The following is a 22,649-nucleotide window of genomic DNA, read 5'->3' as shown; positions in this document are numbered from 1 at the left end:
GACGGGCCCAGTCGATATCTGTCCGGGCCTGTCTGTTTATGTTGGATAGGAGCATGGGGCCATTATATCCCGTACGACCGCTGATCCGAGTCATGATAGGGCAACCGGACCGTAAATGTAGCTCCTTGCCCCTGCTGGCTTTCCACCTGAATCGTGCCACCGTGAGATACGATAAATTCCTTGGCAATCGCCAGACCCAGTCCCATACCGCCTTGATGCCGTGCACGTGCTTCATCCGCGCGGTAGAAGCGGTCAAAGAGATAGGGAAGATGCTGGGCGTCAATGCCTGGGCCTGTATCCCGAATATCAATCCGTAGCATGCCGGAAGCGGGCTCCTCTTGTAACGTGATGTGGACAAGCCCGTCTTGGGGTGTATACCGAACCGCGTTGATGAATAGATTCAGAAACACCTGTGTGATGCGGCTTGGATCCACAGGAACGGAAGTGTGTTCCGTAGCGCTCGTCAAACGCAGGGTCAAATTCTTGGCATCGGCATCTGGCTCTATGCGCTCCTGAATCTGACCCAGCAGATCCAGCATGTCCGTAGGTTTCCGAACCAGCGGCAGCTGCTTCGCTTCGGCCAGGGATAGTTGGTGGAGGTCTCCTACGAGACGGGTTAAGCGAATCAACTCATCTTGGATGGGAAGCAATAGTTCCGGCTGGATCGGTTGCCTGCTCTGTTGAAGCAGATCCAGCTTGCCTCGGACAATCGTCAGCGGTGTTCGAAGCTCATGTGCGACATCAGCCACCAGATTGCGACGGACCATCTCGGACTGTTCGAGTCTGGAAGACATTCCGTTAAAAGCAACCGCGACCTTCCCGTATTCGTCTTCCGAGGTAACCGGAGCCTGGATACCGTACTCGCCTTGACCGAGGCGTTCGATGGCCGGTACGAGTTTGCGCAGCGGCGCAGTAAGCCTCCGCGATATCCAGTAGGCGGCTCCGAGGGAGAGCAGGACGAAGAGGATAGTGCCTCCTCCTAACAGAATGATGATGGATGTGGGTGTGCCAATTCGAAGCTTAGACAGGTTTGCTATATCCGTATCATAATAATACACGTCCGCAATCGGTTTGCCTTCAAGATATAACGTCCGTTTAACCCCCAAGTGTTTGATCTGTTTTTCAACCGCGTCCCCCTCATGCAAGAGAACCGTTTGTTCCCTGGATACCAGCAGGATACTTTCCTGGTGGTCGGCTACTGGTAGACTTTCGGTTAACCATTCCTGATCCTGAATGGCACGGAAGGTGTTCCCATTCTTCACATAGTAGCTGAGCAGCCTGGCCTGAAGCTGATTCAGCTCCTCTTCACGCGAGGTTTGCAGCATGACATCCATGGAGTCGCGGATCACAATGTAAGTAAGAAGGACGAAAACGGTGCTGAATCCAATAATAAACGACGACAACACGATGAATATCTTACGTCCAACACTCATGGCTGCTGTTCAAACCGGTAGCCGAAACCATACACCGTTTTTATAAAAATGGGCTCGGCAGGGTCATCTTCTACTTTTTTACGGATCCGGCTGATATGGGCGTCCGCGGTCCGTTCATCATTGTGGATATCGTCCTCCATGGCCGCTTGAAGCAGCTGCAGACGGCTGTATACCACGCCCGGTCTGGAAGCGAGGGTAAGAAGGAGCTTGAATTCAGTAGGAGTCAGCTGTATCTCCTGGCCGCGTTTCCATACCCGGCATTGGGTTTCCGAGATCGTTAATTCGCCGCGCTCAAGCAAATCCTCGGAAACCGAACCGCCTTCCATTCTGCGCAGAACAGAACGAATCCGGGCAGCCAGCTCGCGGAGTGAGAAAGGCTTGGTCATATAATCATCCGCCCCTACCTCAAGCCCGATTAGTTTATCCGTCTCCTCAATCCTTGCAGTAACCATAATGATGCCGACACGGCTTGATTTTCTGAGTTCGCGGCATACCTCAATGCCGCTTAATTCAGGCAGCATCCAATCAAGTATGACCAGGGAAGGCTTGAAATCTCTCGCTTTGGCCAAAGCCTCCGTACCTGTCGCAGCGGTAATAATCTGAAATCCTTCTTGCCGGAGGAATGACTCCATAAATTCAATGACTTTCCGTTCATCGTCTACAAGAAGCAAGGTATGAGCCATGCTGAATCCTGCCTTTCTTTTGATTCGTTAGGTTTAACCTTAAATCCCCCCCATTATATACGGTTTCCAGCCGCGAATGGAAAATTTCACGGAATCCGCAAGCCATCATCACAAGATCACAACATTCCGGTGATAGGATGGTATCCATAAAGATTATGAAACAAGAGAGGGATATCGAGATGAATCAACAAGCTTCATCCGTAAGAAAAACACCGCTCGCCGGTTGGATTTCACTAGGGCTGGCCTGGATTTTTGTTGTTTGTATTGCCATTCAGACGCTATTTGCCGGCATGGCGCTGTTTCACGATGGATCGATGTGGAGAAGCCATACTCGATTTGTTCATTTTTTTGAAATTGTGCCGCTGCTTATGCTGCTTTCGGGTTTTGCAGGCAAGCTGCCCGCCAAGTATAAATGGAGCTCGTTGGTCATGTTGTTATTGGTCCTCAGCCAGTATTTCACGGCCAATTTCCCTGGTGCGGGTGCATGGCATCCGGTCATTGCCATCGGATTGTTCTGGCTCGCGGTGGACACGGCGCGCTCCGTTCTGCCCTACTATCGACAGGGACAAAGAGGGGTAGATTGAATATGAAAGGCCTTGCGGTGTTGGTTATGGCTTAATCGGAGGTTATGCGGTATTACCCTTCAACTGCCAGCGATACCCAAACGAACAGGATATAGAACAGAATGGGAATCATCATTCCCATGGACAGCAGGAGCCATACGAGCGGCGTCCGAGCCATCTCTTTAACCACTACGATCGGGCTGCGGACATACCGTTCTTTCTTAAGGCGGCTCACCATCCGCTTGAGAATGGCAGCTTGTTCATGGGGATCATAGCGGCTCAGCTCAGCCAACAGCTCGGCTTCCAGCTGCCCAATTGGCGGTGCAGTATCAGACTTCTTTATTCCAGGCATGTAAATCCCCCTCATAGTAGTACGTGTTATATGTATAACAACTATAAAGCACTCCCGGTTACGCATATTTTATAGGCGGAAGATCAAAAGTAAATGAGGAGATGGGGTTTGCGGATGTGATATGGTTCCTATATGATGAGGAAAGATTAGACTAGAATCAGATTATATGGATTGAAGGGAAGGGAAGGACCAAATTGGAAAATACAGCAACGTTGATCAAGCCGGAAGCGATGATATTTGACATGGATGGAACGCTGTTTCAGACGGAGACCCTGCTGCTGCCCGCCTATCACAAATTGTTCGACATTTTACGTGAAGAGGGGCATTATGAAGGAGAAACGCCGGATGAGGAGCTCATGCTTGGATGTCTGGGAATGCTGCTCGAAGACATTTGGAAGATTGTCATGCCGAATGGAACGCCGGCGGCTCATCGCCGTGCAGACGAGCTGCTGCTGCAACTGGAGCTCGAAGGCTTAAACAATGAAGCAGCCGTATTGTATCCTGAAGTGAAGGAGACGCTAGAGGAGCTTCATCAACGCGGCGTCCGATTGTTTGTTGCCAGCAACGGCCTGGAGCATTACGTGAAAGGCATAGCCGAAGCGAGAGGGATCATGTCGCTCTTTGAAGACGTCTACAGTGCCGGTGAGCATAGAACGGCTTCCAAGGTGGATTTGGTAAGACTGCTGCTGGATGAACACGATATCCGGGACGCGTGGATGGTAGGGGACCGGTCATCGGATGTGGAGGCAGGCAAAGAGAACGGACAAACCGTCATTGGCTGCCACTATGCAGGCTTTGGCGGGGAGCAGGAGCTGAAGGGATCAGACGTCGTTATTCATTCTTTTTCAGACCTGCTGAAGCTTCATAATCACGCCGAGTAGATCGATAGGAGTCACAAAGGCTGTTCCCAAGGGTAGCAAGCAACCTCTTGGAAACAGCCTTTGTGCATTTCTGATTTAGCTTAAGCATTTTTTGCGGATTTCTTTTGGTTGTACACCCACAGTGCATATTCTAACGGCTTCACCATCGATTCACGGTAGGCAGCCGTATCGCCGATTTGGGAGAAGACTTCCCTTGATGGCTTCGGATTCACCTCGAGGAGAAGAACTCTTCCGGTTTTGTCCACGGCCAGATCCAGGGCAAGCTCGCACAGGCCTCCATACTGTCCGTCAAGGAATTGGGCTACATCCACGCCGAGAGAATCGGCTTCCTCCCGGATGTTGACACGCTTTACCGGGTCCGTGATCCATTTGCTTAACAATTCTTCCATCATGGTCGCGCGTCCGCCGCCATGCAGGTTGGAGGTAACGCTTTTCGGCGCTCCGACGCGCCCCACGCAACCGGTCACCTGCCATTGACCGGATCCATTTTTCTGTACGAGCATCCGGTAATCATGCACTCTTCCATCCGGAAGCTCCAGCTGTATCCCCTCTTGAACCAGATATCGATCTTTATTGCCCCAGCCCGACAGATATTGTGCCAGATGGCCTGAAGGCATTCGTTTGGGTCTGATGATGCTCCGGTTGGAATTGCGCCCCCGGATTTCATACGTTCCCGCAACACCAGGCACCTTCGTAATCCGCAAAATTCCGCGTCCTCCCGTACCGTTGATCGGTTTAAAATAGACCGTAGGATGAACATTGAGCATCCGGTGGATGTCATTTGTACTTGTTACGATTCGGGTATCCGGCAGATGGGGACGGAAGCGTTTCCTGGTGGACAATACTTGATGAATCGTCCATTTGTTGCGTAAAGGTCTGTTCAGAAACAGTAAATAGCGATAGCGGGAACGAAAACGCAGCAACTGTTGAAAGCGGGGGCTCTTTTGAATGCGGCAGCGATCAAAAATCATATTGGGGAAAGAGCGCAATTTCCGGCTCCATCTCCCGTAATCCGGATCGTATTCCATGGCGTTGATCAGGCTTTGGGCACTGTTAACGTCTGCGGGAGTGAAGACGTAAACATCAAGTCCTATCGCTTTTCCTTCCTTGATCATATGCTCGTAGATATGCCGCTCCTCCAGCGTTTTCCGTTCATCCAAGTATAACGTCATAATACCTAAGACGGGTTTTGACACAGAAGTTCACCTTCTTGAACAGAGTCATCACGAGATGCTGAAGATCTGTGGAATGGATGCAGGGGAAGGATTCCGCTCATAACGAGCGTAGGTTTGCCCGTCGGACCTTGCTCAAGCGCTATGGCCTGAAGCCCTGCATGAAAGCACATTTGCAAACTTGCGGAATGATCGGCGGCCACTTTGCATCGCAGCCGCCCGAATTTGGACAATTGTGAGCGGATCAGGGAAGAACCGATATGCCGATTGCGGTATAGAGGGTGTACAGCAATCATACAGGCACCTTCTCCATAATCCGCCGCAAAGCACATCCCCACAGGTATGCGGCCGACATCGCTTCGAACCGTAGTTGCCATGATCGAGGTGCCGGGCTGCAGCAACTCGTCATAGGATAGCGAGGCTAGACGCTGGTAACCTTCACGGGTTAGACGTTTGTTGCTGTACCGCCGGAAGAAATCGCTGCACTGTTGTCTGGCATGCGGCCATTCTTCCGGGCTTGAGAGAGTTAGACAAGAGATTTCCACATGATCCCCTCCTTTCATGGTTTCCTTAACCGTGCTCTGGATGAGGCAAGGGCTACCTTTGATTGATCAGGTATTCGGAATATTGAAAAATCCGCTCCAGTGATTTTTTCCGGATCGCGGGTTCGTCAAATTTCATGGGTCTTGAATTGGCTTCGAAGAACCAGAGGACGCCTTCGCTATCAATTCCGAGGTCCATGGACATTTCGCCATGGATTTGACCAGAGCTCTTCTCAATCTGCCGTGCCATATGCACGGCTGCTTTTTTAACTTCACTAAGGATGGCGTCGGACCGTTCCTGACCGAACACAATCGGAAGCAGCTTCTCCGGATCCTCAATTGTTCCTCCGCGAGGAACATGTGTGGTTATGCTCTTGGCGCCTGCCATTCGAGCTCCAATCCCTGTAACTGCCCAGAAACCGTGTTCGTTCTTTTGCACAAGTATACGAAGGTCAAAGGCGCGACCGTGGACCTGGGCCAGCTCGATTCCCTGCTGGATCAGGTATGAGCTTCCTTTAGTCTCTTGATAAACCCGGTTCCAAAGCCGCTCCAAGGAGGCTGCTTTGTATGTGGTGCTGTTTTTGTTGTTCTGTATCTGTATGCGGTAGGGGAGCGGTTTGTTTTTCTGATACTTTAGCCTCATGATTCCTTGCCCGGCTTTGCCGTCCTCGGGTTTAAGATACAGGTAAGGGTTCCGCTTCATCATTTCATATAAAGTGGGGTAACCTTTCAAACGCTTTGTCAAAGGAGCCCATTTTTTAGTTAACCGGGATTTGTTCAGCCAAGCAAACAGCCGCCATTTATTAAAAAAGTGTGGATTATAAATGTCGATATGGGGATGATCTTGGCATTCCTTGATTTTGCGCCGAACCCAGGGGAGAGATTCATCCTCTCGGTAGGGAATCCGGTTATATATAACCTGGGGCAGAGGGCATAGCCTCTGCTCCCAGGAATGGTCGCTGTTCAGGATGTAGCCCTTGACAGCACCCGTATCAAGCTTCAGATCACGTACAGTCACTACATAGACCAGAAAGCCCATATCTTTTCCCGTCTTGATGATTTCCTGAAAGTTTTGCCGGTTGCCCCTGAACATGGTACTCGAATCGTGCATGGTCAGGATGGCTACAACCGGTCTTCCATCACTCTCCACTCGGTTGATCACGAGTCATTCCCCCCTGTGGAAGCCGCTCAGATACATACTGTGTTCAAAAATATGCTCGACCGATGCTTTTCCTTCCCCTTTAAGGGCAGGGTGGTTGAATATCGATCGGCCCGGCTTCGAATTCGCTTCAAACATCCATATTCTCTCGTTGTCATCTATTCCGATATCGAACCCGATTTCTCCTAACAGATGCGGATGATGATTCTCGATGGCTTCCGACATCGCGATGGCAGCGTCCTTGGCACGCTCCAGCACATCTCGCGCTCTGGAGCCGAAGGCCCGGCCGAGTGCCTGCTCTGGCGTCATTAAGGAGCCTCCGTTCTTGATATGCGTCGTGACACTGCCCCGTCCGGCTTTTTTGGCACCGATACCAACCACGGCCCAGCGATTTTTGCTATTCTTATGCATGTGGAATCTGAAGTCGATAGGGCAGCTATCGATTTCAATGAGGCGGATTCCTTGCTGGATAACATAGTTCCGCAGCTTGGAGCCGTGCTTTGCCTGAAGCATGCGCATCAGACTATTAAAGTTCGGGAACTTGAGAAGGGTGTTGCCACCGTTTCCGTTATATCGCGCAAAGTATCCTTTTTTGGGAAGATAGGTCAACCGGTAAATCCCGAGGCCTAAGCTTCCGGCTGAGGGCTTATAATACACAAAGTTATGGCGTTCCATCATATCCTTAATCCGCTCTGGACTAGGGTTGTTATACGTTTCGGGTAAATATTTGCCTGCCTGCAAGTCGCCGTCGAGCTGTGAGTACACATCGGATTTATTGAAGAAGGCCCAGTTGAAAAATTTGATGCTGCGCTTCAGAAACCGATCTCTCAGTTGATTGGTAAAAGGGGAGAAGTCGGTTTTTCGGCTAGGCAGGCGATTATAGACGACATTAGGGAGCGGAACGGTTTTGCGGATAAAACCGCCGCCGGAACCGAGCATATAGGCATGAACGGTTTCACGCTGCCAGTTGATATCCCGGGGGGCAAAGGCATATACGAACATTTTTTTGTTGCCCTCGCGAAGAAGCTGTCGAATATACGAGGTTCGGGCTCCAAAAGGGCTGGATGGATTATGCGGTCCGTCGGAAAGAACCCCAACCACGGGCCCCAGCTCGATTTCCCCCTCACGGGGGGAATGGATATGGACAGGGCCCTGTCTGGGAACGTGGATACCGTTTCGGACACCGTTGCTTAAATAGATGTGTTTCCCCGATCGCTCGATCTGTTTCAGAGCAGCGGACACCGTGTTGGTACCGATGCGAAGCTTAATCGATTTCCTGCTTGTTAGCCCCAGGCTCTTTAGAAGCGAACCGGATAAAAAGACGACTTTTTCGGGCTGCTGCGAGAAATGAATATTTCCGAAATTCAAACTCATGTATTTACCCTCCTAAGTTGTCGAAGCAATAAATAACGGGCGTATTGAATCGGATGTTCGACGGACAGCCGGGCTGCGCGATCATCTCCCGTTAGTGTAAATGCGCGGCGGCCCGGTTTGGAGTTGACCTCCAGGATCCAGACCCGTCCCTTTGTATCCACGCCAAAATCGATTCCCAGCTCGCCAAGTCGGCCGAATCCTTCTTCGAGCAAAGATGGAAGCTGAGCGGACAGATCCCGGATATCCTGAATGATCTTCATGGCCTGTTCTTCTCCGAAATCGGTCGTTAGATAGGGAAGGGCAGGAAATGCTGTGCCTCCCCCATGAAGGTTCGAGGTCAGCCCTTGGTTGGCGCCTTGCCGTGCGGCAATTCCTGTGATGGACCATCTGCCGCGGACATTCTTTTGAACCAAAGAACGAATGTCAAACGGATCCCCGTTGCGGTTGCGAAGCTCCAGGTAGGGTTGAATGATAAACCGGCGCCGGCCGGTAAACCGACTCACCCATTCGTTCATCTCTTGTGCGGGAATGATCTCCTGGAACATGCGATTGTTCCGATCCCTTCCTTGCAATCTGACACGCTGTTGATCTGTCAAAGCGAGGTACAAAGTATGTCGACCCTGAGAGCCTCCGCTAGGCTTCATGAAGAGTCTGCCGCCCAAAGCCAGCAACGCCTTGCTCAGTGATTCGGCTCCCGTATAACTTAAGGTTGCCGGCAGATAAGGCCTTAAGGAGGGGGAGCGTTTTAATAATTGATGCACTTTCTGCTTGCCGGGCAGACCGCGTGCCCACAGCTTTACGCCCAGCTGCAGCATTCGGTTCAGACACACACCGGCGGCAGCCGTTTCCTCACCGTTTCGGTGCAGACATCGGTCATAGATGACGTCAGGAGGAGGAAAGGTGCTGATGGCCCAGCCATCTCCCGGATTGAATTGATATCCTTGTATCCTGTCTATGGAGCTTTCTCCAGCAGAAGCAGGAGAGGCATCCTCCGGACAAAAAACAAATACCTGCATGCCGAGTTCCTTGGCCTTCGAGCTTAGTTCACGGAGAAATTCCTTTTCGCTAAAGGGAGGGAAGCCCGGTTTGCGACATACCATGACACCCAGGGTGCCTATCTTGTTTGAGGACATAGGGTTCTCCTTTTTTTAGAAACCCGTCAAGTATTGACAGTACTGAACGAGTCGTACGGCTGACGGTCTTACTTTGGAGTCGGCATTCAGCGGTGCGTTTTCGCCTTTGGACGGCTTGGAGTTGACCTCCAGGAGCCAAATGTGTCCTGTCGTATCAATTGCCAGGTCAATGCCCAGCTCTCCGAAATGATAGGGAATGGCAGCCTCCAGACCATGAGCAATATCGAGCGCCGCTTGATTCATTCGAGCGGGGGCCGTTTGCTTGGAGTTTAACGGGATACTGCTCATGGCAAGTGCATCCTTGACGGAAGAGAGTGTACCGCCTCTGGCGAGATTAGAAACAAAGTGGTTTCCGCCGGCAATGCGGGCCACGACCGAGGTCACTGCCCATTTGCCGTTTTTGTTTTTATGAACAAGCGCGCGAAAATCAACGTTTCGCTTATTAATGCGGATTAAATCCAATCCTTGCTGAATTTGATAACGCGTTTTTTTTATTTTTCCGGATAAGCTGCTGAACAACTTTGGAAGCGAGGAGTAGGTATTCTTCTTGCTTCCTTCAAGAGAGGTGGTCATCGTTTGATAATGGCCGTTCTCTTGGCGGGATATCCGGATGATACCTTTTCCCAGACTACCCCGCACCGGTTTCAGGAAGACCGTCCGATAAGCAGCGCACATTTTTTTGAGCGTCGGATAACCGCTGAGCAAGTAGGATTCCGGCAAGTATTTCTGCAGTTTCGCATCAGGTCCGAGTGCCTCGAAGACATCGGATTTATCGAGAAATTTCTCATTAAAGATATGGGTGCCGAATTGTGATTTTACTTCTCTCATAAAATGCTGTACGCTAGGACTATTCTCCAGTTTGCGGGTAGACAGCCGATTATTAATGACGTCCGGCGCTGGAACGCTGAGCTTTTTCCATCCCTCGTCATAAGCAATGGCTTCAAGTGTTGCCGGGTTTGAACCGATCATGTCAGGTGTGAAAAAATATACATATGCGCCTTGTTTCTTGGCCGCGTTGACCATTTCCAAGCAGAAAGCTGAGATCGATCCGAAAGGTTTATCAGGTTCATCCGGTTGATAGCGGCTGACCATGATCCCGATAAGCGGACCGAGCTTCAGTGTTCTTTCCGTTGGATAATATTTGACATTCATGACGGTACGAGGGAGGAGTCCCGAATGGCTGAATACGGAAGGGCTTAGGGCCAGCGAGTTCGATTTTCCTCCTGAGGTAACGCTGACTTCCTGCTTGAAGGAGCCAAAGGCAAGCTGTACCTTTGAATCTGTCGGGATACGGAGCTGTCTTATGAGCCGGTCACCAAGCTTGATATCGTTATCCGAAAGCTGGGCTGAGCGGATTAATTGAACCGATATCTTGGATTTGGTGTTGGATTTAATCTTGGTTTTGCGCATGATGGATCTCCTTCCGACAACAACTGGATACTTAAGTGAACAGACAAAGACTTCATCTGATCATTGCATGTAATGCATCATATGAGGACATATATCCCTTGGTGATTGTACTGCTCGGGAAAAAGGAGTGCTTAAAATGCAGAACTGGCTGTTTATTTTGGTGAACGTGTGCGTTGCTGCTTTTGTTGGCGGCATAACGAACCATTTTGCGATAAAAATGCTGTTTCATCCCCGTGAAGAAAAAATCATCTTGGGCCGTCGTGTGCCCTTTACGCCAGGCCTCATCCCCAAGCGTAAAGATGAAATAGCCGAGTCGTTGGGACACGTGGTCTCGGATTACCTGGTAACAAGCGAGGGCTTGCAGGAGCTTATTCGTAAGCCGGTGTTTCGGGGTAAGATAGAGGACAGCCTCTATCGGAAGCTGGAGGAATGGAGCCAGTCGGAGCTGAGCTTCCGGGACTTGGCGCTTAAGGTATGGAGTTCCGAACAGTGGGAGCAATTGAAGGTCCGTGCTGAACAATCGGCCCGCCAGCTTGCGGCCCGGGGCGCTGCAGCAGTATGGCATGGATACGGGCTGGAGGCAAAACCGCTGAAGGAGCTTGTTCCCGGCTGGTCGGAAGAAACGATCCAGGGCTGGAGCGGGGCTGCAGCCGATATTGTGCTGAAGGAACTGAAGAACACTCTGCTGTCCGCTAAGGGGCAGCTTATGCTATCGGATGTGGCTTCTTCGCTCATCGATAAGGCAGGCGGATTTCTAGGGACCATGGCTTCGATCTTTGTGGATGAGGATAAGCTGGTCCAGAAGCTGACGCCCATGCTGATTCAGCAGCTGGAGGGAGAGAAAGTCCGCAAGACCATTACGGATATCATCTCAGGAAAGCTGTCGTATTACGGTGAGATGCCGCTCGGGAATCTCATCGAACATGCCGCGGATGAGCCGGGTCTAGCTTGGATCACCCGCACATTGGATGACACGCTTCCTTGGTCCAAGTGGATTGAGCGATTAGAGTTTCTTCGCGTAAGCGAGATCATTGGACCTCGAATGCCTGCCATCGAAGCAGCTCTTCCTGGACTGCTCGATAAGGGACTGGGCTTCCTTGAGCGAAGTATCCCGGCGGCTATGAAGGCTGTTAACTTGCCTCAGCTCGTTCAGGAGCAGGTGGAGAAGTTTCCTATTGAGCGGCTGGAAGAGATCATTCTGAGTGTGTCCGGCCGTGAATTCAGGGCCATCACCTGGCTCGGGGTTCTGCTGGGCGGGGTGATCGGATTGTTCCAATCCATGCTGATTGTGCTGTGGAGATGAGATGTTTGATGGAGTAAGGCGAAAGGCGAATTAAAAAAACGGCATTTCGGCCGAATATATTGGAGGAATTAAAAATGAACATTTATGACAAGGCACATGATTTGGCAAAAGCGATGAAGGAAAGCAAGGAGGTAGAGGAGATCACCTCTGCTATGAAACTCGTGGATGCAGATCCGGAGAGCAGACGCATGCTGGATGATTTCCGTCAGCGCCAGATGGAGCTTCAACAACGCATGATGTCCGGCGATATGCCGGCACAGGACGAAATGGAGAAGATGGAGAAGCAGTTTGAGGTGCTGAGTCTGAACCTGAACATTCGCCGTTTGTTTGACGCTGAGCGGCGTCTGAGTGTCATTATCGAAGACGTGAACAAGATTATATCGGACAGCCTGCAGCATCTGTACGGACCAGCTCAATCATAAAGCAATCTATTTGTAACCATGTTGCAGGCCGTTAATTTCGGATCGAATTCGAAACATTTTAAAAAACTTGTCTCATAAATTGCGCAAGCTCCTCATAGAGTAGAAATATAGATTTCAGAGAGTAGAGGAGCTGCGTTTACAATGAAAAAAAAGAAGAACAAGTTTAAACACACCGCTTATTTATTGGTTGCACTTGGCATGCTGATATATGCCCTTCCCAGCATTTCCTTTTCTGGCGGGTTCTCATGGGTTTCGCTGTTCGGCGCAGTCTGGGCAGGGTTTGCCCTGCTCGTGATCGGTTCGCATCTCTATTATCTTATCGGTGTAGATGAAGCGAAACAAAAAGCGCTCGATGAGATTCGTAAGGAGAAATTGCGTCAATGGGAATTGAAATGGCCTGAGGAACAGAAGAGTCAGGAAGCTAATTAAGAGTTGGATCACAGCGAGCGCTGTGATGAACAACAAAAACCTCCCTTTAAGGGATACGGTTGGATCGTCCATCCGTTATCCTTCATGGGAGGTTTTTTTGTATCTGACGGGTATGGGAGTGTCATAGGACGTGATATAATAGATACAGTATGGTACAGATAGTGTTCTGGGGGTGTAACAGTTGGACGTTCGAGATGATACGATTACTAAACATGAGCAGTTGGTTCAACATATTGAAAGTTTGAAGGTTGGAAGCAAAATATCGGTACGACGTTTAGCCAAAGAGATGGGCGTCAGTGAGGGCACCGCTTATCGGGCGGTGAAGGAAGCGGAAAGCCTGGGGATCGTGGTCACGAAGGAGCGGATCGGCACGGTTCGTGTGGAACGGAAGCCGCGGAACATATCCGAGCAGCTTATGTTTGCCGACGTCGTTGAAATCGTGGAAGGGCATGTGCTTGGCGGTGCGGAAGGGCTTAATAAAAGCCTGCATAAATACGTGATTGGCGCTATGAAGGTAGAGGCGATGATCCGATATATCGATGCCGGAAGCCTCATGATTGTCGGTAACCGTGAAGATGCCCATTTCCTGGCACTTGAGCAGGGAGCGGGCGTATTGATTACGGGCGGTTTCGGAACCAGCCGGGAAGTGAAGCAGCTGGCAGACCAGTTGCATCTGCCCATTATATCGTCCCGTCATGACACGTTTACCGTCGCTTCCATGATTAACCGCGCCATTTTTGACCGTTTAATCAAGAAGAAAATTATGCTGGTGGAGGACATCGCTCATGATAAGCCGAAAAATCACCAGTTGAAAAACTCCGTCACCGTTGAGGAATTCAAACGGATTTCACAGGCGACCGGGGAAATCCGGTATCCGGTAACGGACGAATGGAACCGGGTCATCGGCATTGTTGGTGTCCGGGATGTGGAAGGGCTCGCCGAAACCCAGCCGATCGAGAAAGCGATGACCCGTAACCCGGTGACGGCAAGCATGAAAACTTCGCTTGCATCAGCGGCGCAGATTATGATGTGGGAAGGGATCGATTTTCTGCCGATTGTGGATCGGAACCGCAAGCTGCTTGCAACGGTCACTCGTAAAGAAGTGCTAGGGGCACTGCGGGATGCTCGAAATCAGCCTCAGCTCGGCGAGACGTTTGATCAGCTGATCTGGAATGGGATTGCAGAGGATCGGGACGAGGAAGGGCGTTTGTTCTTTCACGGTTTTATCACGCCCCAAATGGCTTCAGAACTTGGAACGATTTCGCAAGGGGTGCTCACGACCGTGATGAGCCAAGCGGCGGTTAAAGCGGCCAAGGATATCAGCGGGTGGGACCATGTGCTGGACCATCTGTCAACGTATTTCATCCGGCCCGTGCAGATCGAGGATCCGATCGTCATTATGCCGAAACTGCTGGAGATCAGCCGCCGTACCTGCAAGATGGAGATTGAGATTCAGCATCAGACGAACCTGATTGCCAAAGCGGTCATGACGATGCAGGCGATCGATCACGGCTAAAGTAAACTCCGGACAAAATAAAGGGGCATCCTGCAGGTCTTAATAGACCTTCCGGGATGCCCTTGTTCCGTTAAATTTAATTTAGCTTGCCGTCCTCGAATCCTTCAGTCTGCTGTAATAGGTGCGGCTTCTTATGCCGGAAAATATATTAAATGCGCCAAGCACCAAGAATACGGCTTCTACAATGACAGCCGGCGTGGAGCCGCTGAACAGAAACATGCAGACTAGCGAAAGGGAAACCAGCATAATGCCCATATAGAGGTTCATCATGGACATATAGATTCCGCGGTCTGCGGGATCCGCTACTCGCCGTGCACGAATGCTATACAGCGCGGCAGCTACCACGGACAGAACGAGGATAATGTATAAGATATAGTGGATGACTGTGATCATGGAATGGAGGGCTCCTTTGTATTCAGTAACATGCTTACGATATAGCTAGAAATGCGTGTTCAATAAGTCAGGATGACTTACTGAACAACCTCTAAAAGCGTGTTAGATTCGATCATGATACAATACCGGTATTGTATCATGATCCCGTTGATTTTGCATCCACATGATCAACGCTAACCCAGATTTGCAGCACACCCTCCATGACCAGCATGGTCTTGATTTGGACTTTGTAATCTTTATCGCGCACGGTGTAAATTTTGTCGCTGAGGAGCGAACGGGTCAGCTTGCTGTCGGTGTCGATATCAAAGACATTCCGGCCGCGAAGGGCAGCCAGATCTTCGCCCATCAGTTTTACGAGTTCCTTGATGATCACAGGATCAAGGGGCTCCTTGGCGTCTTGTTCGCTGCGAATCTTGATTTCCTTGATGACCGTTGATTGTTTATTGTATTTTTTTAACGAATCAATATCTTTTTCATATTGTGTAATTTGTAGCTGCTGGGCTTGATTCGTTTCCCACAGTTTATTGTACGCTGCATGGTAGACCGAGTTGTAGACGATGCTGCCGACGACCATCCCCAGCACAAAGATGGAAGCGACCTGATAGAAGGGACGGAAGCGGTCGATTGGAGGCACTCGCATAGACTAGCTCCGGCTCGAGCAAACCCATTTTACGAGTTCGCTGCCCATATGGGCTCCCAGAAATGCAAAACCGAGATATAGAATTTGTTTGATGACAGGAGATAAATTCCCGTCAAGCATATTGCTCTCGATGACGCGCATCGGATCGATGGTGCCTCCGATAGCGGCAGCAAGCGCCCATATCTTGATTCGGCTTGCGACCTCCAGCATGGTATGGGTGGGGGGCTGCAGGGACAGTACAGCGCCCACGCCCCCCACCATGGCTCCCCCCAGCACGATGCCGAAGGCTATAAAAAAGTCCAGGATCGCTCTTGATAAAAAAACGCTCATCGCCTTATGTCTCCTCTCTTCTTAGGTGGATATCACGGCAGCCGCCTGTCCACATTCTCCCTAGTCTCATTCTATGGGCGGGCCTAGCATGATTATGATAAAATGGAATAAAGACTTTTAAAGATATCTTTGGATTGATTTTAAATATACATGTACCGGCGAAAGGAAGGCGTTACGATGAGCTCTTTCGTGCATTTGCACGTGCATAGTGAATACAGTTTGCTCGATGGAGCGGCACGTATCGGTGACCTGGTGCGGGAGGCGGCGGCGCTTGGAATGAAATCGCTGGCGCTGACGGATCATGGCGTGATGTATGGTGCCGTTCCGTTCTATAAAGCCTGCATGGCGCAAGGCATCAAACCGATTATCGGTTGCGAGGCCTATATCACGGCAGGCTCCCGCAAGGAGCGGGGAAGCCGCAAGGATCAGCCGATCTATCATTTGATTCTGCTTGCCAAGAATGAGACCGGCTATCGCAATTTGATGAAGCTGTGCTCGATCGGGCATCTGGAGGGGTACCATTACAGACCCCGAATCGATATGGAGGCACTCGCCGCCCATCATGAAGGCATCATATGTCTCAGTGCTTGCTTGGGCGGCGAGGTTCCCCAGCATCTGCTTCATGGACGTGAGGCGGAGGCGAAAGCGGCTGCGCTTCGTTACCAGGCGATTTTTGGAGAAGACTACTATCTGGAGCTGCAGGATCACGGAATTTCGGAGCAAAAGCGCGTGAATCCCCAGCTGATTCAGCTGAGCCGCGAGACTGGCATTCCGCTGGTCGCTACCAATGATGTGCATTATCTGGCTGAGAGCGATGCCGAAGTTCAGGACGTCCTGATCTGCATCGGCACGGGCAAAACGGTGGAAGATGAAGACAGGCTGCAAATCCAGACGAACCAGCTCTATTTGAAGAGCGGCAGCGAAATGGAGCGTCTGTACCCCCATGTGCCTGAAGCTATATTGAATACGGCTAAGATTGCGGACCAATGTAACCTGGAGCTGGAGTTCGGCAAGTCCATTTTGCCGAAATACAGCTCTCTTCCCGAAGGGAAAAATGCAGCCGAATACTTGCGGGATCTTTGCTTGAACGGGCTGCAAGAACGTTACAGAAATACGGAGCGGTGGCAGGATGAGGCGCTGCGCAGCGAGCTGGAGCAGCGTCTGAACTATGAGCTCGGCGTCATCGAGAGCATGGGCTTCAGCGATTATTTCCTGATCGTATGGGATTTTATCGCCTACGCCCACAGGCAAGGCATCGCGGTTGGACCGGGCAGGGGTTCATCGGCGGGCAGCTTGGTAGCTTACACGCTTCACATTACAAATGTGGATCCGATGAAATATAAATTGTTGTTTGAACGCTTCCTGAACCCGGAACGGATTACGATGCCGGATATTGATATCGACTTCAGTGACGAGCGCCGGGAAGAGGTCATTGATTATGTGGTGGATAAATACGGGAGGGAGCATGTCGCCCAGATCATTACGTTCGGTACGATGGCGGCAAGGGCGGCCGTCCGTGATGTCGGACGTGCGCTGAATGTGCCGTTCGGGGATGTGGATAAGGCGGCCAAGCTGATCCCTAACCATCTGGGCATCAGCATCGCAGGAGCGATGGAGCAAAGCCCGCAGCTGAAGGAGCAGTACGAGACGAAGCCGAAGGTGCGCGAACTGATCGATATGGCGATGAAGGTCGAGGGCATGCCCCGTCATGCTTCGACGCATGCTGCGGGCATTGTCATTTCCCGCGATCCGCTGACGGATGCGGTGCCGCTGCAGGAAGGCAGTGAGAAGACGGCGCTGACGCAGTATTCCATGGAGAATCTGGAGAGCGTGGGGCTGCTCAAGATGGATTTTTTGGGTCTGCGGACGTTGTCCATCATTGAGCGCACGCTGAGATGGATTCAAGAATTGACCGGCAGAACACTCGATTTCGAACAAGTGCTGGATGACGATCATCTGACGTATGAGATGCTGGGGCGCGGCGATACCACGGGCGTATTTCAGCTTGAATCTGCGGGCATCCGGCGGGTACTGAAGGATCTGAAACCTTCGGTATTTGAGGATATCGTATCCGTCAATGCCTTGTACCGCCCGGGTCCCATGGAGTTTATTCCGAAGTTCATACAAGCCAAGCACGGCCGGATCGAGCCGGAGTATCCCCATTCGGACCTGATCCCGATATTAGGCGATACGTATGGAATTATCGTCTATCAGGAGCAGATCATGCAGATCGCTTCGACGATGGCCGGTTTCTCGCTCGGGGAAGCGGATTTGCTGCGAAGAGCGGTTTCGAAGAAGAAGCGCGAAGTGCTGGACCGGGAGCGGAGCCATTTCGTTTCGGGCAGTCTCAAGCTCGGCTATAGCGAGGATGAGGCTAATCGTGTGTACGATATGATCGTCCGGTTCGCGAATTACGGATTTCCCCGTGCGCATGCTGCTGCTTATGGCGTGCTGGCCTTCCAGACGGCTTATCTTAAGGCGCACTATCCGGTTCCGTTCATGGCTTCCATGCTGACTGCGGTTATGGGCAGCCACCGGAAGGTAGCCGAATACGTGCTGGAGGCCCGGCGGCTCGACATCGAGGTAATGCCACCGGACGTCAACGAAAGCGGAACGTATTTCACGCCGGTCATGAGCGGCCCTGCTGCCGAGGGCGGCGATGATGAAACCGCTCGTCCGGGAGGAGGCGGAATCCGATTCGGGCTTGCCGCGATTAAGAATGTCGGCACGCAAGCGGTGGAGAATATCGTCGAGATCAGGCGTGAAAAGCCGTTTGAAAGCCTGCTCGATTTTTGCCGCCGGGTGGACCTCCGCGTATGCAACAAGCGCGTGATCGAGTCGCTTATTCAGGCGGGAGCTTTCGATTCCTTGCAGGGTCACCGCTCCCAACTGGTTGCTATGCTGGACGAAACGGTTGAAGCGGCCGTGAAGTGGAGAAAGGAGCGGGATGATCTCCAGATTCAGCTCTTCGACTTCGTGGAAACAACGAATTGGGACATTGAATATCCGGACATCCCGCCGTATACCGCAAGTCAGCAGCTCGAATTCGAACGTGAGCTGCTGGGCATGTATTTGTCCGGTCATCCGCTGGACGGATTCGAAGATACGCTGACGGAATCCGGAGCGGATCGGTTAATGGATCTGCATGAAGCGGAAGATGAGTCGCTGGCTACGGTTGCCGGGATGGTGGTTACACTAAAGACCATTACGACGAAACAGGGGAAGGCGATGGCCTTCATGGAGTGCGAGGATCAAATCGAGCGCTGCGAGGTTGTTCTCTTTCCCGAAGTGTGGAAGCGAAGCGCGCATCTGATTGAAAAAGGCGCACTGCTCGCGATCCGGGCAAAGGTCCAACTGCAGGACGAAGGCTTCAAGCTGCTGGCCGAAGAAATCGCTCCGCTTGAGGCGCAAACCTTGAGCCAACTGGTTCACCGGAGCAAGGTTCGGGGAACAGCAGGCGGAAGAGGAAGATCCGGCGGAGAGAATAACGGTCGGGGCGCAGTCGGCATGCCGCCGGTTTCGGCCGGTAATCCCTCGGCCGTCCCGCCTCCGGAGCCGCTTGCCGCCCGGAGTGGCGATGATTCGACCTCAATCCGAAATGAAGCATCGGGCAGCAGCTTATCGCCCGAGAAGGAATCTCGTACCGGCGTATCGAATCATAAGGCTGAGCAGCGCGTGTTTGTGAAAATAACGGCCGATGCGGAGCAATCGGAGCTGCTGGTGAAGCTGAAAGAGCTCCTGCAGCAGCATCCGGGGCATGTGCCAACGGTGCTGTTTTATGAGCGAAGCCAGAAGGTGCTTGCGCTTAGCGATGCCTATCGGATTAAGCCTTCGACAGAGCTTTTTGCCGAAATGGAGAGCATGCTGGGTAAGGACACCGTTAAAGTGAAGTGACATGAAAATTTAAGAACGTTTCCCATCCCTCCCGCATACAATTAGGACACTACAGGTAATGTTGGCCGAGTATTCGCATGAAGAAGGCTCTTCATGATAGAACCGGATTGAAAGAGCGCGGCCAAAGACGCGGGGGGGATTTGTGATGTCAATGGACTTGGCAGAAAGCATGCTCAGCCGCAGAGGAGTCAGCGTAAGCTCCATCGCGGATATTGTGTTGAAGCTGCAGCAGCGTTATCATCCGAAGTTAACCATCGAGCAGTGTGAAGAAAGCGTCCGGGCCGTTCTCGGCAAGCGCGAAGTTCAGTATACGCTGTATACGGGCATTGCGCTGGATGAGCTGGCGGAGAAGAAACTGCTGCCGGAGCCGCTGCAATCGATTATGGAGCAAGACGAACCGCTCTACGGAGTGGATGAGACCATGGCGCTTGGTGTCACGAGCATATATGGCATGATAGGACTGACCAGTTTCGGCTACCTGGATAAAGAAAAAATAGGTGTGATTGAGATATTAAATGAAAAGTCGGACGGGATACATGTGTTTCTGGATGATCTCGTTGCAGGCATCGCCGCTGCCGCTTCCTCGCGCATCGCGCATAACAATCCCGATGCGGCCCATTATACCGCAGGTTCTGACTGATTTGCGCGAGCGGTGTCGAATCGCTGCATAAGGGTAAGATTTGGCTTTCAGCCCCCCTGCTCTCTTTGTTGAGGTAAAAACTGAAGTATGTTATCATTATCCATTATATCGGCTCAGGATATGCCTGTGGGACGAGATTAGGGGGATCTGAAAGGCATGTGGACGGTAATCTATATTGCGCCAACTGCAAAGGTGGCGGAAATGATCAAGACCAGGCTAACGGAAGAAGGTTTTTTGGTTCAAAGCCGTCCTGTGAATCTTTCCAAACAGCAGTTTGAGATTTTGGTACCCTCCGGAGAGCTTGAGGAAGTACAGGAAGTGTTGAATTCGATATTGCACCCCTAGTTTCATCTGGGTTACATAGCGAAGCTTAGCGTACGGATCGGCGATGTGCTATTGCGGCGGCCATTCAAATTTACGGCTGGAGAGGTGTAGTTGTGTTTAAAGACTTGTTTCAGAAAAAAAGGAAATACGCAACGATCCCATCGGAAAGACTTGGGACAGCAGGGCAGCCTCAGGAAGGCGAACGCCCGAAACGTGAAATTCCGGAAGGTCTGATGAATAAGTGTGCTAAGTGCGGCACCATTCAATACAGCAAAGAGCTTGAGAAGAATCTGAAGGTGTGTCAGGAATGCGGACATCATATGCGCCTGAACGCGGTAGAACGGATTTCCATGACGCTGGATGAGACAGGCTTTGAAGAGTTTGACGCAGATATGATCTCAGTGGATCCGCTCAAGTTTCCGGGATATGCGGCCAAGCTGGAGCAGCAGAAGATGAAATCCGGTCTTCATGATGCGGTTATTACCGGTCAAGGCTCGATTCTCGGCCAACCTGTTGTGGTGGCTGTGATGAGTTTTGATTTCTTCACGGGAAGCATGGGCTCCGTCGTCGGGGAAAAAATCACCCGAGCGATCGAGTTTGCGACGGACAAGCGTTTACCACTCATTATTTTCTCCACTTCCGGCGGTGCCCGGATGCAGGAGAGTATTCTCAGTTTGATGCAGATGGCCAAAACAAGCGCAGCCCTGTCCAGGTTTAACGAACTCGGCGGGCTTTATATTTCAGTGATAACGGATCCGACGACCGGCGGTGTATCCGCCAGCTTTGCGACGCTTGGCGATATCAATATTGCCGAGCCGGGAGCCGTATTCGGTTTTGCGGGCCGTATCGTTATTGAACAGACCATTCGCCAGAAGCTGCCGGATGACTTCCAGACAGCGGAGTTCAACTTGGCTCATGGTCAGCTTGACATGGTTATTCATCGGAAAGATATGCGCTCCATGCTTGGTAAGCTGCTGGAGATGCATACCGTGAAAGGGGGATTCTGATGTCAGGCGAATTGCCTTTTGAAATGCCACTTGCCGAAATGCGCAAGAAGATTGATGAACTGAAACAATTCGGACAGGAAAAAGGGATCGATTTCACGGATGAAATCGCCCGCCTGGAAGAACGATATAGTCGTTTGGAGGAAGAAATTTATTCTTCGATTTCGCCTTCCCAGAAAATGCATCTGGCCCGACATCAGCAGCGACCGACTTCGCTTGATTTGATCCAGTTGATCTTTACGGATTTTATTGAGCTGCATGGAGATCGTCTCTACGGGGACGATCTTGCCATTGTCGGCGGCTTGGCCAAACTGGACGGTGTTCCCGTCACGGTGGTCGGTCAGCAGCGCGGTAAGGATACGAAGGATAATATCGCGCGTTTCTTCGGAAGTCCGCATCCGGAAGGCTTCCGTAAAGCTCTGCGACTTATGCAGCAGGCGAACAAGTTCAAGCGTCCCATTATCACATTTATTGATACAAAAGGCGCATATCCGGGTAATACAGCAGAAGAAAGAGGTCAGTCCGAGGCGATTGCCCGTAATCTACGGGAAATGTCGTCCCTTGGGGTGCCTATTGTTGTTGTGGTCATCGGCGAAGGTGGGAGCGGCGGTGCTCTTGCGATGGCTGTAGGCAATCGTGTGTTGATGCTTGAGCATGCCATTTATTCCGCCATTTCACCGAACGGCGCCGCATCCATTCTGTGGAAGGATGCATCCAAAGCGGACCAGGCTGCGGAAGCTATGAAGATCACCGCTAAGGACCTGCTTGAAATGGAAGTCATTGAGGAAATTATACCGGAGCCTAAGGGCGGTGCGCACCGCGACTATGAAGAGACGGCCGCCGCCATTCAAAGCGCACTGATCAGCCAACTGAAAGAGCTATCCGTCATGGATGCCTGCGAGCTGAAGGAAGACCGGTACCGCAAGTTCCGCAAGATTGGCGAATTCGATTTTGCGAAGGCGGAACAGGAAGACGATTCTGTGAAAATCTGATGAGTATGTGACGATATGACAAAGTTCCTATACAAATTAGACTTTTTGTAGTAGATTTAG

Annotated in this window: 23 protein-coding genes; 11 read left to right on the top strand and 12 right to left on the bottom strand. The window is 51.3% G+C overall.

The genetic code is table 11. From position 1 onward, the window contains the following. Nucleotides 1–62: 62 nt before the first annotated feature. Nucleotides 63–1,433, bottom strand: coding sequence for a sensor histidine kinase (locus tag ABEW73_RS03655; protein ID WP_430162061.1), 1,371 nt, complete (start codon nt 1,431–1,433; stop codon nt 63–65). Continuing rightward, on the bottom strand, nt 1,430–2,116 hold the full coding sequence (locus tag ABEW73_RS03650) for a response regulator (RefSeq protein WP_076324354.1): 687 nt from the start codon (nt 2,114–2,116) through the stop codon (nt 1,430–1,432). Before ABEW73_RS03650 ends, ABEW73_RS03655 begins: the two co-directional genes overlap by 4 nt. A gap of 179 nt (nt 2,117–2,295) precedes the next feature. On the opposite strand from ABEW73_RS03650, the gene ABEW73_RS03645 reads away from it, so the two are divergent. Beyond that, on the top strand, nt 2,296–2,700 hold the full coding sequence (locus ABEW73_RS03645) for a DUF6220 domain-containing protein (RefSeq protein WP_430162063.1): 405 nt from the start codon (nt 2,296–2,298) through the stop codon (nt 2,698–2,700). Between the two features lie 52 nt (nt 2,701–2,752). Here ABEW73_RS03645 and ABEW73_RS03640 read toward each other — a convergent pair whose 3' ends face one another. Beyond that, nucleotides 2,753–3,031 carry a hypothetical protein gene (locus ABEW73_RS03640; protein WP_430162065.1) on the bottom strand — a complete coding sequence of 93 codons (279 nt, stop codon included), beginning with the start codon at nt 3,029–3,031 and terminating at the stop codon, nt 2,753–2,755. Between the two features lie 194 nt (nt 3,032–3,225). Here ABEW73_RS03640 and ABEW73_RS03635 point away from each other — a divergent pair, with 194 nt between their 5' ends. After that, entirely contained in the window at nt 3,226–3,912 is a 687-nt protein-coding gene (locus tag ABEW73_RS03635) for an HAD family hydrolase (RefSeq protein WP_430162067.1), read from the top strand. Between the two features lie 80 nt (nt 3,913–3,992). On the opposite strand, the gene ABEW73_RS03630 is transcribed toward ABEW73_RS03635, so the two are convergent. From ABEW73_RS03630 to ABEW73_RS03605, 6 genes are read right to left on the bottom strand one after another with little or no spacing between them, the layout of a single operon-like run. Beyond that, nucleotides 3,993–5,108, bottom strand: a complete 1,116-nt coding sequence (locus ABEW73_RS03630) for a YheC/YheD family protein (RefSeq protein WP_430162069.1) — start codon at nt 5,106–5,108, stop codon at nt 3,993–3,995. Continuing rightward, nucleotides 5,090–5,629, bottom strand: a complete 540-nt coding sequence (locus ABEW73_RS03625; protein WP_430162070.1) for a GNAT family N-acetyltransferase — start codon at nt 5,627–5,629, stop codon at nt 5,090–5,092. The genes ABEW73_RS03630 and ABEW73_RS03625 overlap by 19 nt, the downstream gene beginning before the upstream one ends. Nucleotides 5,630–5,681: 52 nt before the next feature. Beyond that, nucleotides 5,682–6,788: a YheC/YheD family protein gene (locus ABEW73_RS03620; protein ID WP_430162072.1), complete on the bottom strand. Its 1,107-nt coding sequence runs from the start codon at nt 6,786–6,788 to the stop codon at nt 5,682–5,684. Between the two features lie 3 nt (nt 6,789–6,791). Continuing rightward, nucleotides 6,792–8,159: a YheC/YheD family protein gene (locus ABEW73_RS03615; protein WP_430162074.1), complete on the bottom strand. Its 1,368-nt coding sequence runs from the start codon at nt 8,157–8,159 to the stop codon at nt 6,792–6,794. Next, on the bottom strand, nt 8,156–9,292 hold the full coding sequence (locus tag ABEW73_RS03610) for a YheC/YheD family protein (RefSeq protein WP_430162076.1): 1,137 nt from the start codon (nt 9,290–9,292) through the stop codon (nt 8,156–8,158). Before ABEW73_RS03610 ends, ABEW73_RS03615 begins: the two co-directional genes overlap by 4 nt. Before the next feature lie 15 nt (nt 9,293–9,307). Continuing rightward, entirely contained in the window at nt 9,308–10,702 is a 1,395-nt protein-coding gene (locus ABEW73_RS03605) for a YheC/YheD family protein (protein WP_430162078.1), read from the bottom strand. A 136-nt stretch (nt 10,703–10,838) separates the two neighbouring features. Between ABEW73_RS03605 and ABEW73_RS03600 the strand changes: the two genes are divergently transcribed. The 4 genes from ABEW73_RS03600 to ABEW73_RS03585 all read left to right on the top strand — a co-directional run bounded on the left by ABEW73_RS03600 (nt 10,839) and on the right by ABEW73_RS03585 (nt 14,372). Then, nucleotides 10,839–12,005, top strand: coding sequence for a DUF445 domain-containing protein (locus ABEW73_RS03600; protein WP_430162079.1), 1,167 nt, complete (start codon nt 10,839–10,841; stop codon nt 12,003–12,005). A 74-nt stretch (nt 12,006–12,079) separates the two neighbouring features. Then, nucleotides 12,080–12,427, top strand: a complete 348-nt coding sequence (locus tag ABEW73_RS03595; RefSeq protein ID WP_430162081.1) for a YlbF family regulator — start codon at nt 12,080–12,082, stop codon at nt 12,425–12,427. Between the two features lie 141 nt (nt 12,428–12,568). Then, complete coding sequence (locus tag ABEW73_RS03590; protein ID WP_076324342.1) at nt 12,569–12,856, top strand: hypothetical protein; 288 nt, start codon at nt 12,569–12,571, stop codon at nt 12,854–12,856. A gap of 181 nt (nt 12,857–13,037) precedes the next feature. Then, complete coding sequence (locus tag ABEW73_RS03585; protein WP_430162083.1) at nt 13,038–14,372, top strand: DRTGG domain-containing protein; 1,335 nt, start codon at nt 13,038–13,040, stop codon at nt 14,370–14,372. Between the two features lie 81 nt (nt 14,373–14,453). On the opposite strand, the gene ABEW73_RS03580 is transcribed toward ABEW73_RS03585, so the two are convergent. The 3 genes from ABEW73_RS03580 to ABEW73_RS03570 form a co-directional block, all read right to left on the bottom strand. Then, on the bottom strand, nt 14,454–14,765 hold the full coding sequence (locus tag ABEW73_RS03580) for a YtpI family protein (RefSeq protein WP_430162084.1): 312 nt from the start codon (nt 14,763–14,765) through the stop codon (nt 14,454–14,456). A 136-nt stretch (nt 14,766–14,901) separates the two neighbouring features. Next, complete coding sequence (locus ABEW73_RS03575) at nt 14,902–15,405, bottom strand: hypothetical protein (RefSeq protein WP_430162086.1); 504 nt, start codon at nt 15,403–15,405, stop codon at nt 14,902–14,904. Nucleotides 15,406–15,408: 3 nt separating this feature from the next. Beyond that, a complete protein-coding gene (locus ABEW73_RS03570; protein WP_430162088.1) occupies nt 15,409–15,735 on the bottom strand; it encodes a YtrH family sporulation protein in 327 nt (108 codons plus the stop codon). Nucleotides 15,736–15,912: 177 nt separating this feature from the next. Here ABEW73_RS03570 and ABEW73_RS03565 point away from each other — a divergent pair, with 177 nt between their 5' ends. The 5 genes from ABEW73_RS03565 to ABEW73_RS03545 all read left to right on the top strand — a co-directional run bounded on the left by ABEW73_RS03565 (nt 15,913) and on the right by ABEW73_RS03545 (nt 22,589). Continuing rightward, nucleotides 15,913–19,629: a DNA polymerase III subunit alpha gene (locus ABEW73_RS03565; RefSeq protein WP_430162089.1), complete on the top strand. Its 3,717-nt coding sequence runs from the start codon at nt 15,913–15,915 to the stop codon at nt 19,627–19,629. Between the two features lie 145 nt (nt 19,630–19,774). Continuing rightward, nucleotides 19,775–20,269: a phosphatidylglycerophosphatase A family protein gene (locus ABEW73_RS03560; RefSeq protein WP_076324336.1), complete on the top strand. Its 495-nt coding sequence runs from the start codon at nt 19,775–19,777 to the stop codon at nt 20,267–20,269. A 156-nt stretch (nt 20,270–20,425) separates the two neighbouring features. After that, nucleotides 20,426–20,614: a hypothetical protein gene (locus tag ABEW73_RS03555; protein ID WP_006212044.1), complete on the top strand. Its 189-nt coding sequence runs from the start codon at nt 20,426–20,428 to the stop codon at nt 20,612–20,614. 92 nt (nt 20,615–20,706) lie between these two features. Continuing rightward, entirely contained in the window at nt 20,707–21,600 is an 894-nt protein-coding gene (gene accD / locus ABEW73_RS03550) for an acetyl-CoA carboxylase, carboxyltransferase subunit beta (RefSeq protein WP_430162091.1), read from the top strand. Then, nucleotides 21,600–22,589, top strand: coding sequence for an acetyl-CoA carboxylase carboxyltransferase subunit alpha (locus tag ABEW73_RS03545; RefSeq protein WP_076324335.1), 990 nt, complete (start codon nt 21,600–21,602; stop codon nt 22,587–22,589). Before accD ends, ABEW73_RS03545 begins: the two co-directional genes overlap by 1 nt. Nucleotides 22,590–22,649: the final 60 nt, after the last annotated feature.

This window comes from Paenibacillus lautus (assembly GCF_050482385.1).
Taxonomy (GTDB): domain Bacteria; phylum Bacillota; class Bacilli; order Paenibacillales; family Paenibacillaceae; genus Paenibacillus_AQ; species Paenibacillus_AQ lautus_B.
Note: the sequence above shows the minus strand (reverse complement) of the source record. Positions and strands in the feature narration are given on the sequence as shown.

Bases quoted from the DNA above. Each gene is read 5' to 3' on its own strand.
- ABEW73_RS03655 (WP_430162061.1), bottom strand. From the start codon at position 1,433: ATGAGTGTTGGACGTAAGATATTCATCGTGTTGTCGTCGTTTATTATT.
- ABEW73_RS03650 (WP_076324354.1), bottom strand. From the start codon at position 2,116: ATGGCTCATACCTTGCTTCTTGTAGACGATGAACGGAAAGTCATTGAA.
- ABEW73_RS03645 (WP_430162063.1), top strand. From the start codon at position 2,296: ATGAATCAACAAGCTTCATCCGTAAGAAAAACACCGCTCGCCGGTTGG.
- ABEW73_RS03640 (WP_430162065.1), bottom strand. From the start codon at position 3,031: ATGCCTGGAATAAAGAAGTCTGATACTGCACCGCCAATTGGGCAGCTG.
- ABEW73_RS03615 (WP_430162074.1), bottom strand. From the start codon at position 8,159: ATGAGTTTGAATTTCGGAAATATTCATTTCTCGCAGCAGCCCGAAAAA.
- ABEW73_RS03610 (WP_430162076.1), bottom strand. From the start codon at position 9,292: ATGTCCTCAAACAAGATAGGCACCCTGGGTGTCATGGTATGTCGCAAA.
- ABEW73_RS03605 (WP_430162078.1), bottom strand. From the start codon at position 10,702: ATGCGCAAAACCAAGATTAAATCCAACACCAAATCCAAGATATCGGTT.
- ABEW73_RS03600 (WP_430162079.1), top strand. From the start codon at position 10,839: ATGCAGAACTGGCTGTTTATTTTGGTGAACGTGTGCGTTGCTGCTTTT.
- ABEW73_RS03595 (WP_430162081.1), top strand. From the start codon at position 12,080: ATGAACATTTATGACAAGGCACATGATTTGGCAAAAGCGATGAAGGAA.
- ABEW73_RS03590 (WP_076324342.1), top strand. From the start codon at position 12,569: ATGAAAAAAAAGAAGAACAAGTTTAAACACACCGCTTATTTATTGGTT.
- ABEW73_RS03580 (WP_430162084.1), bottom strand. From the start codon at position 14,765: ATGATCACAGTCATCCACTATATCTTATACATTATCCTCGTTCTGTCC.
- ABEW73_RS03575 (WP_430162086.1), bottom strand. From the start codon at position 15,405: ATGCGAGTGCCTCCAATCGACCGCTTCCGTCCCTTCTATCAGGTCGCT.
- ABEW73_RS03570 (WP_430162088.1), bottom strand. From the start codon at position 15,735: ATGAGCGTTTTTTTATCAAGAGCGATCCTGGACTTTTTTATAGCCTTC.
- ABEW73_RS03565 (WP_430162089.1), top strand. From the start codon at position 15,913: ATGAGCTCTTTCGTGCATTTGCACGTGCATAGTGAATACAGTTTGCTC.
- ABEW73_RS03560 (WP_076324336.1), top strand. From the start codon at position 19,775: ATGTCAATGGACTTGGCAGAAAGCATGCTCAGCCGCAGAGGAGTCAGC.
- ABEW73_RS03555 (WP_006212044.1), top strand. From the start codon at position 20,426: ATGTGGACGGTAATCTATATTGCGCCAACTGCAAAGGTGGCGGAAATG.
- ABEW73_RS03545 (WP_076324335.1), top strand. From the start codon at position 21,600: ATGTCAGGCGAATTGCCTTTTGAAATGCCACTTGCCGAAATGCGCAAG.